This window comes from Candidatus Amarolinea dominans (genome assembly GCA_016719785.1).
Taxonomy (GTDB): domain Bacteria; phylum Chloroflexota; class Anaerolineae; order SSC4; family Amarolineaceae; genus Amarolinea; species Amarolinea dominans.
In genome coordinates, this window is the sequence record JADJYJ010000010.1 from 197,160 (window position 1) to 209,058 (window position 11,899).

Annotated in this window: 9 protein-coding genes; all 9 read left to right on the forward strand. The window is 57.3% G+C overall.

The annotated features are described in order from the left end of the window. Positions 1-65: 65 nt before the first annotated feature. The 9 genes from IPM84_13735 to IPM84_13775 all read left to right on the forward strand — a co-directional run bounded on the left by IPM84_13735 (position 66) and on the right by IPM84_13775 (position 11,864). Positions 66-743, forward strand: a complete 678-nt coding sequence (locus IPM84_13735; GenBank protein MBK9093803.1) for a hypothetical protein — start codon at positions 66-68, stop codon at positions 741-743. Positions 744-1,010: 267 nt separating this feature from the next. Continuing rightward, entirely contained in the window at positions 1,011-1,319 is a 309-nt protein-coding gene (locus IPM84_13740; GenBank protein MBK9093804.1) for a cupin domain-containing protein, read from the forward strand. A 112-nt stretch (positions 1,320-1,431) separates the two neighbouring features. Further along, complete coding sequence (locus tag IPM84_13745) at positions 1,432-2,277, forward strand: DegV family protein (protein MBK9093805.1); 846 nt, start codon at positions 1,432-1,434, stop codon at positions 2,275-2,277. A 3-nt stretch (positions 2,278-2,280) separates the two neighbouring features. Continuing rightward, on the forward strand, positions 2,281-2,610 hold the full coding sequence (locus tag IPM84_13750) for a DUF1475 family protein (protein ID MBK9093806.1): 330 nt from the start codon (positions 2,281-2,283) through the stop codon (positions 2,608-2,610). Then, a complete protein-coding gene (locus IPM84_13755; protein MBK9093807.1) occupies positions 2,600-3,274 on the forward strand; it encodes a DUF3159 domain-containing protein in 675 nt (224 codons plus the stop codon). The genes IPM84_13750 and IPM84_13755 overlap by 11 nt, the downstream gene beginning before the upstream one ends. Before the next feature lie 38 nt (positions 3,275-3,312). Further along, positions 3,313-4,185 carry a DUF1295 domain-containing protein gene (locus IPM84_13760; GenBank protein MBK9093808.1) on the forward strand — a complete coding sequence of 291 codons (873 nt, stop codon included), beginning with the start codon at positions 3,313-3,315 and terminating at the stop codon, positions 4,183-4,185. 152 nt (positions 4,186-4,337) lie between these two features. After that, positions 4,338-4,919 (forward strand): DUF1003 domain-containing protein, encoded by a 582-nt coding sequence (locus IPM84_13765; GenBank protein MBK9093809.1) that lies wholly within the window; start codon positions 4,338-4,340, stop codon positions 4,917-4,919. A 601-nt stretch (positions 4,920-5,520) separates the two neighbouring features. Beyond that, positions 5,521-6,738, forward strand: coding sequence for a hypothetical protein (locus IPM84_13770; GenBank protein ID MBK9093810.1), 1,218 nt, complete (start codon positions 5,521-5,523; stop codon positions 6,736-6,738). Beyond that, positions 6,735-11,864 carry a hypothetical protein gene (locus IPM84_13775; protein MBK9093811.1) on the forward strand — a complete coding sequence of 1,710 codons (5,130 nt, stop codon included), beginning with the start codon at positions 6,735-6,737 and terminating at the stop codon, positions 11,862-11,864. Before IPM84_13770 ends, IPM84_13775 begins: the two co-directional genes overlap by 4 nt. Positions 11,865-11,899: the final 35 nt, after the last annotated feature.

Sequence of the window (11,899 nt, forward strand, 5' to 3'; positions counted from 1 at the left end):
TCCTTTTCTCGATTGAGCTGTGGCGAATCGCGGTAATGGCAGGAACTATTGTGATCGGAGGAAACGTGGCTAAACATACTCGAGTGACGCTGGAAATCGGCCCGAAAGGCAAGAAGGTGGTGGCGGTAGCACCTGATTGGCCCGGCCTCGAACGCGGGGCGAAGACCGGGGAGGACGCAATCGAAAGGCTACGTTCCTATATTCCGCGATATTCACAGGTGGCAAAGCTAGCTGAAATGGACGCGGAGTTTGACGCCATCACGAACGTCGACGTGGTCGAGCAGTATTCAGGAACGGGCTCAACTGACTTCTGGGGCATCTCGTTCGCGTTTTCGAGCATCGACAAGCAAGGCATGTCGGGTGACGAATTGGAACGTGAACTGACGCTGATGCAGGCGTGCTGGGCGTTTTTCGACGATGTGCGCAGGCGGGTGTCGGCTGAGATGCAGAAGGGTCCGCGAGGGGGAGGGCGTGATCGGGACCGCATCGTCGGTCATATCTTTGCCAGCGAGCAGGACTGGGCGAAGGGGCTTGGCGTACACACCCCCGACGGTGCGATGCTGACGGGCGAGGGGCTGAAAGCGCATCGCGATGCCTATTGCCACGCAATCCGGGACTATCACTCACAGGGTAAATTGGCCGGCAAGTGGCCGCTGCGGTACCTGATACGGCACACCGCCTTTCACACGCTCGATCATGCCTGGGAAATGGAAGACAAGGATCTGACTGCCAAACAAGCGTGAGGTGCTGCCCAACATTCCGTACACCGACCGGGGAGGAGGGGGGCGCAAGCAAAAAAAACAGAGTGTTTGTTGAGCTTTTGGGGCGAACCATTCATGGCCCGGACAGTCGGGAGAAACGTGCCAAGACGCTTTTTTCACATTCAAGGCCATTCAGAACTTGTTACGCGTCTTGTTGAACTGGAACGGAACTATCGGCTTGCCGATCAGACGAGCAAGTAAGTTTTCTCACACCGAAAGGAGTTTGTTTCATGTTATCCATTCCGCTACATGACAACTGCGATCTTTCACGACAAGGACCCCTATGCTGAGCCTCTTTTTGTTGATAAGGATGGTCGCATCTTGCGATTTGCACTAAAGCCCGGGCAGTCAGTGCAAGAGCATGTGGCCCCACACTCGCCAGTGTATATCGTCGTTCTTAAGGGAGTCGGAGTGTTTTCGGGTGGCGATAATCGGGAGCAACGCAGCGGGCCTGGCACGCTGTTGGTTTTTAGCGTGGGGGAAGCACACGCAATTCGGGCAGAAGATGAAGAGCTGGTTTTCGTGACATTCCTACACGGCGCCCCCGGAGCGCAGTAACACGAGAAGGTTCGCGCCCAACCCGTGCATGCAGGCGCGGGTTGGGCGCCGCGCCTGATGCCCACCGTTGGGCGGTTTTGCTGGAGCAAATTAGCAAAGTCGAGCGAGATTAATGGAAAAGATGACCATACGCATTGTCACTGATAGCACTTGTGATCTACCCAATAGGACTGTCAGCCGACATTCCATCACTGTCATTCCGTTAACGATTAACGTGGGCGCTAAATCTTTTATGGATGGTGTTGACCTGACGCGCAGTGAGTTCTATGCCCAATTACCGAATTTCAATCCACATCCCAAAACAGCCGCTCCTGGTCCAGAAGTTTTTACGCAAGCCTTCGGGCGTCTGGCAGACGACGGCGCGCAAGCCATTCTGTCCATTCACATCTCGGAAACGTTGAGCGCCACCGTCAACTCGGCGCGCATCGCTGCAGAGCAGTTCAAGCGCATCCCCGTCACCGTACTGGATTCGGGTCAACTCAGCCTCGGGCTGGGATTCATCGTCGAGCACGCCGCGCAATTGGCGGGGTCAGGAAAAGAAGCGCAGGAAATTAACTCCGCCTTGAATAATCTGATGAAGCGCACCCACGTCTTCGCCTCGCTAAAAACGCTCGAATATCTTCGCCGCAGTGGACGGATGAATTTTGCACTGGCAACGTTCGGCGAACTTTTACAACTCAAGCCTTTGCTTCACATGAACATGGGCCAAGCCACCGCGCACCGCACGCGCACACAAAAGCGTGCTACCGCCCGTCTACTCGAATGGCTGTCGGAACGTGCGCCCTACGAAAAACTCGCCATCCTGCATGCGGGCGTTCAGGAAGAAGCCGAAGCCTTGCATCAGCAGGCGCTTTCCTATTTTCCGCAAGGCGAAGTTCTCATTGCGCAAATCACGCCTGTCCTCGGCGCGCATCTCGGCATCGGCGCGCTCGGATTTGCCTGCGTCTCAAAGGAGTAATTCATGAAACTCGCAAAACTCATTTCCATTCTCGGCATACTTGCCATGACCGCCGTGCTCGTCAACGGCTTCACGCGCGGCGACTTCTTTGGCGAAGGCAGTCAACTCTTTGCCATGCCGTGGGGCATCGTCTCACTCGTGGACCTGTACACGGGCTTCATACTGTTCTCGGGCTGGATCATCTATCGCGAAAAATCACTGCTCGTCGCCATTCTGTGGACGATTGCCATGATGACGCTCGGATTCTGGGCGGGTAGTCTGTACGCCTTCATTGCTCTGCAAACCAGCGAAAACGACTGGCGCAAATTCTGGATGGGAAAACATGCCTGGTAAAGCGCGCGAACTGCTGGATGAATTCCGCACGGTTGCGGGGAATGTCGGCCTGCTGGATACGATCCTGCCGTCCATTCTGTTTTTATTGCTGAACGGGTTGGCGGGATTCAATGCCGCGATGATCGGAGCGCTGGGAATGGCCTTGTTGATCGCCGTCCTCCGGCTTCGCCGAAAACAACCGCTAATCTATGCGCTGGCGGGCATGGCAAGTGTTGGGCTGGCAATCACGCTGGCTTACCTGCTCGGCCGTTCCGAAGGCTACTTTCTCCCTAACATTGTCAACAGCGTGCTTATGCTTGCCCTTGCGTTGGTCAGTCTGGCCATCGGCAAGCCGATGGTGGCATGGACGAGTTACCTCGCCCGCCGCTGGCCGCTCGGCTGGTACTGGCATGCCCGCGTCCGCCCTGCCTATGCAGAAGTGACACTGGGCTGGATTGTGTTCTTCTCCCTGCGTCTCTTTTGGCAAGTGACCCTTTTTCAAGGACGCAACGTCAGCCAACTCGCCCTCGTCAACGGGCTGACAGGCTGGCCCGCGACCATCGTTCTGCTCATCGTAAGTTACCTGTACGGAACCTGGCGACTCGCAACGCTGCGCGGCCCCAGTGTGGAGGAATTTCGTAACAACATTCCTGCCCCCTGGCAAGGTCAACGGCGCGGGTTTTAATCTCTATCCAACAAAGACTACTATAAGGACAAAAACTTATGAAAACAACAGATCGCAATGCACTGATCGCATTTCCCATTTTGATATTGGTTGGATTTCTAATCGCTTTAGCGGGCAGTCAAGGTGGGGTTTTGATTTTTGGAGTTCCATTATTTGCTTTGTCAGTCGGGCTGGCCTTTCTGATCCAGTGGCTGGCATTTATTCCCGCCTATTTGCTACAGACTGAAAAATTCTTCGATCTGACGGGGAGCATCACTTATATTTCCGTCATCTCCATTGCCATTACTTTTAGCGCAGGCGTTGATGTCAGATCACTCCTTCTATCGGCCCTTGTAGTCATCTGGGCAATCCGTCTGGGCAGTTTCTTGTTCGGTCGCATCAAGAAAGCAGGAAAGGATGACCGTTTTGACGAGCTAAAACCTTCCTTCATCCGATTCCTAAACGTTTGGACGATCCAGGGCTTGTGGGTCACGTTCACAATGGCTGCTGCGCTGGTTGCCATTACAACAACCACCCGCAAAGAACTGGATGTATTTGCCATTGTCGGTTTTCTGATATGGATTTTCGGCTTTGCTATTGAGGTTATGGCCGACTCCCAAAAAAGTCGCTTCAGCGCAAACCCAGAAAACAAAGGCAAGTTTATTCAAACAGGTTTATGGTCTCGATCTCGCCATCCCAATTACTTTGGTGAGATCATTCTTTGGATCGGCATAGCGGTAATCGCTTTTCCCGTGCTGCAAGGTTGGCAGTGGGTCGCCCTGATTTCTCCTGTTTTCGTCACACTTCTTCTTACTCGTGTCAGTGGAGTTCCATTACTTGAAAATAAGGCGGATAAGAAATGGGGTGGTCAAGAAGATTACGAGTCTTATAAAAAGAGAACGCCAGTATTGATTCCTGGATTGCGATCCTAGTCTACGGCAACAGCCGCCCAACACAGCATGCACCTGACGCGCTCCGCGCGCGGGTTATGCCGACCGTTGGGCGGCTGCAATGCGGTTATGCAGTAAGCTATGGCGGGGAGGTTGCGATGGGAAAGACTGAAGCAAAACGGAAGGACATTCTGATGCAGCAGAGCCGCTCGAACCACGAGGAACAAGCCGACCACGCCGGAGACAATCCAGCCCTGTCTAAGGTCATTGAGCGGAACATTCGCACCATTATCGCCCTCCGCCTGAAGGCGGCCAGTGAACGCAGCCTGCAAGACCGGATCGCCGACGCCATCACCTCTTTTTCGGGGCACATGGTGTTTGTGTACGTGCATCTCGTGTGGTTTAGCGTTTGGATTCTTCTCAACACCGGACGGGTCGGGGTGCGTCCTTTCGATCCCTTCCCCTACGGACTGTTGACCATGGTCGTATCCCTGGAAGCGATTTTTCTGGCAACTTTTGTGCTGATCAGCCAGAACCGCCTGAGCCAAGAAGCCGAGCGCCGCGCCGACTTGGATTTGCACATCGGGCTGCTGACTGAACATGAGTTGACACGCGTGTTGCAAATGCTCGATGCCATTCAAGACAAGATGGGCATCGCCAACCATGTAGACAGCGAACTTGCCGACCTGGAAATGGAAACCAAACCTGAAGATGTGCTGGCTGAAATTGAGCGCCTTCTGCGGCGGGCGCTCAGCAGAAACGAGCCCACGGCCTGATCCAAGATCCAACGCACAGCCAGCCGCCCAACCCGGTGCTCCAGGCGACTTGGCTTTCGCGCCCCCTTCGGTCGCGCTCGGTCAAGCGCCTGAGCACCAGCCGTTGGGCCTCGCGCTCGAAGGAAGAAGGCTGCGCAGCAAATGGAACCAGATTTTGTAATCTAAACCACGCCACAAGATGCTGACTCTGACCAACAGATGACAGAGTGATCGCCGCAAGAAAACACATAGGAATATAAACCACATCACGAAATGCTAACTCGCTGCTAGTATCATGCCTGTGTGACGGTTACCCCTTTCTCTTGTAGACGCCGTAACGGAGGCATTGCATGACACTTATGCACTCTTTCAGAAGGAGGTAGCTTCAGATATGCCGCAGTTACCCACAGTTGGACCCGGCCGTCAGTTTGCGGTAAGTCAGCGAGTGGTGCAAACGGCTGACGGGTTACGACCAGACACCCCTCTCCCCCCAGTCAAACAGCAGCCTGTGACAAAGGCGGCAGGCGAAAGGACAGCCTACCCCCTGAAGCGGCGTGTAGAACGCCAAATAGGCCCAGCTACGATCAACCCAAGTCTTTTCAGCAGGTGGCTCACCCAATCGTTGGAAGGGCACCGCTTTGCGCGTCCGGCCGCCGAGGCGAAGCAAGAGAACAAAGAGACAAATGAGCAGGTCAATGAACTACTGAAAGAAGTAACAAAACTTGCCAAAGAAGGGGATGACAGCGGCCCGGGCGAAATTGCCAAGCTGCCAGAGCAAGGAACCGCAGAGTCAACAGCAGCTTTGGGCGAGTTTTTCGACGCCCTGGTTGAGGTGCTAGGAGACCCAACCGACCTCGAACTGATTTCGGCCGTTAAAGACACTGCCGAGGCTGTGGCAGATAGCATTCCCTTCCTGGGAACGATTGTTGCTGGCGTCAAGCTGTTGGCGAAAGGGGTCACATTGGCCATGCTGGCCAAAGAAGCGTATGACGTGAGTAGGGCGAAGGAGAGCAGTTTCTCTCTCCTTGAACACGCGGTATATGGCGGCATTCACTCCTATCAAGCGGAAAAAGGGATTCAAATCGGCAAGGAGATGGCTACGACAGCCGCCACAGGGGCCGCGGCGGCCTTCGGCGCCGGTGGTGTCGTTTCCATCGCTACCAAGTTGGTTGATGTGGTGGTGAAAATCGCCACAGCCATTTACCGCGCCGCCCAGATCAAAAAACTCAACGACCAGATTAAGCAGGGCAGGCCCCTGGGGTTGCAGAACCTGAAAGATACGCCGATCCTCGGACTGCACTTGCCCTGGCTGGCCGGGATGGATGGGCTGACGGTGCTGGGGCTGGCGCCGGTAGGTTGGCAACTGTCGGGTGACAAAGAGGGAATTATGAAGGCGCTCAATGCAGAGGCAGCGGCAGGCAGGTTACGTTCGACCGATTTGGGTTGGTTGACATCCTCCTTGCAATGGAATGACCCGCAGACGCGTTATCGTTCGCCACTCTTGGGCTTCACGCCAGACGGTAAACCGGTGCGATTGGGCGGGGCAGCCGCAGCCGCAGCTTCGCCCCCCACAGAGGCGCAGAACCCGTGGACGAGCGAATTCAAGCGCGTGATTGAGATGCTGAAGTGGACCGACACCTATCTTTATGCCCAGAAGTGGAGGCTCTATGCGAAGGACGGGAAGATCCTTCACGAACCGGCGCCGACTGGGCTACTTGATAGGGCTCAGGAGGCGGTGAAAGAAAAGGTGAAAGCGGCCGTCGGTGCATTGACGCCGCAAGGGGGTTTGCCCGCTGTGCCATCGGGGCGAGGCAGCGCTGTGGGTGGAGGCAAATCATGACTTACGCAACGCAAGCACTCAAGCGGGCGCTTCTCTACGACGAACGCGCTGCAACCCTCACCCTTTCGCCGCACATACCGGATCTGAATCCGGCGCGCAACGTCCTGCTGGCTGCTTTTGGCAATCACGACGTGCTTCTGGAACAAGTGCACGAAATCGCTCCTCCGGCCGACGCGCCGGAAGGCGTCGAGCTGCTGTGCCTGGCCGGTAAAGGTGATATCTTCAACTATCCAGAACTCGATGTCTATCTGGAGTTCGGCCTCAGGGGCGCCAATCTGGTCACGATGCTCTTCCTGGCGCCGCTTCCCGAGCAGTGGAACGTGCGTACTGTATTCGAGAAGCTTCCCGGCGACATTCTGCCCGCGGAGGGCGTCCTCACGCAAGCGACGATCGTCATCAGCTATGGTTTGGCTGCGGTCCCCGACAATCAGATAGTCAATGAATACGATCGGCATAACCCCAACGTTGTCAACATTGCGCGCTACCCGTTACAGAATGGCTTCCAAATCCTGGCCGCAAGCGTGGCTCGGGCGGGAAGCGCAGCCGACGACCAGGTTCTGGAGGAGGCGAGAAGGGCGGGTATCCCGCAAACCCATTTGCCAGAGCCGAACACCTCTCCCAACCGCGTAGAGATTCGCGCCGATGTCAGCGCGGGTTGGCTGGTTCTTGAGCGGTGGTGGGGAGAGCTGCACCCGAACCAGGCTGCGTCGCTGGCAGAAAACGTGCATCCGGCGGGACTGGCGTATCGTTACAGTCTCACCGATCCGAACGATTTCTCCCACTACTGGCTGCTGGCAGTCGGCGCGCCCGACCAGCCCATCATCCTTGAAGCCCATGTTCTCGACAAGGGCGTTATGGGCAAGCCTGATGAGTTCTTCTCTGTGCGCTACACCTCGCGCTTCGCCACCCGCACGCCGCTCAAACAGGCGGGCAAAGCGCTGGCAGCGCTGCTCGGCGAGCAGGTGAGCATCTTCGATGCGCAGGAGCTATCGCTGCCGGACGCCATCACCCTCCTCGGTTTCGCCTACGCACCGGGGGAATGGGTGCAGTGTACCTTCGCCGCCGGCGACTCCACCAGCCAGGATGCGTATCTGGTGCAAGCCGGCCCGCTCGAGCTGCGTGAGGTTGACTTCACCGTCTGGGCGCCGATTGGCAAGTCTGGCGACTCGGCTTCCATCGAGCTGGAGGCGACAACCAGTTTCTTCGGCGAGCAGTTCAGGGTGCGTGTGCGGCCCTGGACCCTGATCGAAGGCGGGCTGGACGATCCGGACGGCGTTGACCTCGGCGGCCTGATGGGCAAACTGCTGCCTGCGCCGCTGCCGTTTGGCCTCGACAGCGTGCGGCTGACACAGGCGTGGGTCAGCCATGCCGTGAGCGGACGCGATGGTGAGCAATCCTCCACCGATCTGCATCTGCGTCTCGACGGCAAAGTTGACCTGTTGCCAGGCGTGATCGAACTGGATGAGATCGGCCTCTTTTTCTCAGAGGAGTCGGACGGCGGCAAAAATGCGAGCCTTTCGGTCCAGTTCAAAATGGGTTCAGCGATCGAGATGTCTGCGCTGGCGAGCTATGACGGGGGTGGCTGGGTCTTCCGCGGAGAGGTTGGCGGCGACGGCGACGGGATTCACATCAACGAGCTGATCAACCAGCTCGCGCAACTCTTTGGCGCGACCGTACCGGCTGAGGCGCCGGATGTCACCCTGGACTCTTTCTCCCTTGAATACGCAGCCTCATCGCGATCGCTGACGATCCAGGCTGTCACCGATTGGAAAATCCCCGATGACATACCAGTATTGGCTGGGACCGATAACCGGGTGCTTCTGCAATTGACAATGGCTCGCGCTGGTCAGCAAGGGGAAAGCGAGACGGCGCTTGCCATCGAATGGACCCTGGAAAAAGGCGGGTATGGGCTGGATGCCAATGTGATGATCTCAAAGGACATACAGACCTTTTCTGTTGATTTCAGCGTCCCGGACCCGAAGCAGCCCGTCACGCTCACCGATCTGACGGACGCCATTGGCTTACCCGATATTCCCAAGCCGGCGGCGGAGGCGCTGGATACGGTATTTCAGGTATCTCATCTGGCGCTAGACTACAGCCGCACCGAAAAGACTTTCTCCGTGGCCTGGTCGCGGCCGCTGGGCCAGGGCATGTTTCTGGCGGAATACAGTCAGTCTGGCGGCAGCCGGCCAGATCAGGCAAGTGATAGTTCCAAAGCTGGCGCAGTCAGCCGGGCGGTGGAAGTATCCTGGCTGGGCAATGATGAGGAGAGCACCCTGGGCATCCAGGATGTCCTGAAACTGGTGGGGCAGGAGCATCTTGAAGATGACCTCAAAGATCTGGCGGGTGATGAAGTCGAACAAATACTTGAAAAGATTGATGAGCTGCTGACCTTCAAGCAATTGGGCTTTGCCTGGCAAGAGAATGATCAACAGAATACCCTGCTCTTCACAGCCTTGTCCAAGTATCGCCAGGCAAAAGCATTTGTTGCGGTGCGCAGCGGCGAGAACGAGGGTCTGGTGGCTGGCATTGCCTTTGCCGACAGCGCTGACGAATCAACTCATTCGAATTCAGAGGATCTCACTTTTCTGCCCGAACCGGTCCACAAGCTCCTCAAGGTCGTTGCGGCAGTATTGGAGCATATCGAACTCACCCACTTGTTGTTCTCGACGGTGAGCAGCAGCGCCTACCAGCCGCCGGCCTTTGCTGCCAGCGCCATGCAGCCCAGCTATGCCCGGCAGGATGCCGGCGCGCCCAGCTTTCCCTTTGGCACTGGCACGATGACGTTGGGCCAGGGGGTATCCGTTGGCGCTCGGGTGAAGTTCGGTCAGCACAATATCGTGCGGCGAGTGATTGATGTTGACGAGCTGGATGGGCAGGTGACGGTTGGCGATGTGGTCGCCCTGCAGGTCTCCATTCCGGGCAGGCTCAAGCTGGATGCCGGGGGGGGCAACAGCCTGGTGCTCACCTCCCCAATGTTGCGGATCAAGGAAAATCTGGAGATCCCGGAAGCCGGGCCGGAATTTGACATCATGGGCGGTCTGGATATTCACTTTGTCGGGCAGCGGCTCCAGATGACTGGCTGGATCGCCCTGGCGGAGGAGTCGCTTACGGGCCATGTGCAAATGACGGAACTCGCTCTGTCTGTTCCGCTCACGCCCATCTACCAGTTGCCCGGTGTGCAACTGGTCATCAACCAGGATAAGCCCCTGTCGCTCGATCTTGGCCTCCAATTCGAGCCGTCCGGCTTGGACCTGGGTCTGAGCGGCTCCTTTGCGATCTACAAGGATGACAAGAATCTGGTATATGGCGACGCAGGCTTTGTCCTTGAGGTTGAGGGAGAAGTCGTCCAGCCGCTTTATGTCGAATTTGGCACAGACGAGCTGAGCATACCGGTTCTGCTGGAGGCCCTCACCGGTGTGCAATACCGGCTGCACCTGGCAGACTCTGCCGCAAAGCTGCTGGCAAAAGGTGCTGAGGCCGCCGAAGAAGTCGCGGACGATGTAGCCGATCAGGTCGGAGGTGACGCGGGGAGTGCTGTCAAGGCTGCGGGCGAGGCCGCGGATAAGGCCGCCAAAGGCGTTTCGGCTGCTGTCGAAGCCGCCGAAAGCGCCCTGGGGCATATCGAGGCCATCCTTTCTAAAGTCGAGTTTAGAGATGTGCGCATTCACTGGGCCGATAGCATCGTCAACTTGCCGGATGGCGCGACAGTCATGCCCGGCGTCGGGATTCGCGGCGGGTTGCGCATCTTCGATTGGGATGCATTTGCGGTGCTGGATCTGTCAACGCAGGGCATTCCCGGCTTTTCGGGGCATTTGGAGGCTGAAAAGATCGAGATTGGCCGTGTTCTGAAGATCTGGGGGGACGGTCAAGGGATCCACAAGACGCCGAAGACGGCCGAAGACTTCAACCAACAGGTGAAAAGCAAGGTGGGCGCGCTGGCAGCCGGCCAGCAGAGGCCGGTCACCCCAGCCGTTGCCAAGGACGTAGGTGATTGGTTCCTCAAGCCCGGCGGCCCGGTGCTGCACCTCAGCACGCGCAGCGCACCTTTCCTCCACGCCGACCTGCACGCACAGCTTTTCGGCTTCCTGCAAACGGACATTCACGCCGATATCACCGCAGAGGGCTTCGATTTTGATTTCAAGATCGGCGCCGGCAACGAAGTGACCGCCGAATTGGAATGCCACTGGTGGCACCAAGAAGGGAAGCTGGAAGCCCACGGCGATCTGGGCATTCATCTGCACGGCGACATCGGGCCGATCATCCCGCATGTGGCCGCGACCCAATTCCATCTCGATACCGATCTGGACGCCCATGTGGCCCTGATGGTTGACAGCAAGGAATTCAAACTGACCATCAACGGCAGTTTCAAATTTCAGGGCGCTTCCCTGCACCTGCCGGAACTGGTGTTGGTGGAGGAGTTTAGCACTCTGGAAGCGCTGGCCAAGGCGGCATGGGACCACGTGGTCAACGAGGCAGAGACTATCTTCGAGCAATACCTGGCTCCGATTGGGAAATTCGTCGAAGAGGGCGCCCAGGAAGTGGCGCACGTGGCCGTCGCGGCCGCGAAGGAGGTAGCTGAAGTGGCCACGGCAGCGGCAAGTGAAGCCAAACAGATCGTGAGCGGTGTGGCGGACACGATGGACAAGGCAGCGGGCGAGATCGGTCAAGACGCTAAAAATCTGGCTGGTGAGGCCGAGAATTTGGCAAAGAATGCCGAGCAAGCGGCGTTGGATGCGACCGGGCCTCTCCTTGAAAAAGTTGCAGACCTGGGCCAGAAAGCGCTGCAATTTGCCGCCGATGCGGCTGCCAGCGTCAAGGCCATCGTCGCAGATGCTGCCGCCCTCGTCAGCGAGGCGGCGCATTATGCCATCCAGGTGGCCGCGGAGGCCGCGCAATGGGTGGCAGGGAAGTTGGACGAAGCTCGCCGCTGGGTTTCCGCCCGCCTGGATCAAGCCAAAGTCCTGCTCAGCCAACTGGCCCACGAGGCGGAAGAGGTGGTGCGGGCCATCGAAGCTGATATTGAGGAAGTTGAACGCCGGATAGAGGAGTTTTTCAGCCGCGCGGCGCATATGGTAGAGGATACCGTCAGCAGTGGCTGGCATGCGGCAACTTCCTGGTTATAAGTTGATCCGTCATGAATTCAAGTATGACTCCTGCC

Excerpts from the sequence above, each read along its gene's own strand:
- IPM84_13745 (MBK9093805.1), top strand. The coding sequence starts at position 1,432 with ATGGAAAAGATGACCATACGCATTGTCACTGATAGCACTTGTGATCTA.
- IPM84_13750 (MBK9093806.1), top strand. The coding sequence starts at position 2,281 with ATGAAACTCGCAAAACTCATTTCCATTCTCGGCATACTTGCCATGACC.
- IPM84_13755 (MBK9093807.1), top strand. The coding sequence starts at position 2,600 with ATGCCTGGTAAAGCGCGCGAACTGCTGGATGAATTCCGCACGGTTGCG.
- IPM84_13765 (MBK9093809.1), top strand. The coding sequence starts at position 4,338 with ATGCAGCAGAGCCGCTCGAACCACGAGGAACAAGCCGACCACGCCGGA.
- IPM84_13760 (MBK9093808.1), top strand. The coding sequence starts at position 3,313 with ATGAAAACAACAGATCGCAATGCACTGATCGCATTTCCCATTTTGATA.
- IPM84_13740 (MBK9093804.1), top strand. The coding sequence starts at position 1,011 with ATGACAACTGCGATCTTTCACGACAAGGACCCCTATGCTGAGCCTCTT.
- IPM84_13775 (MBK9093811.1), top strand. The coding sequence starts at position 6,735 with ATGACTTACGCAACGCAAGCACTCAAGCGGGCGCTTCTCTACGACGAA.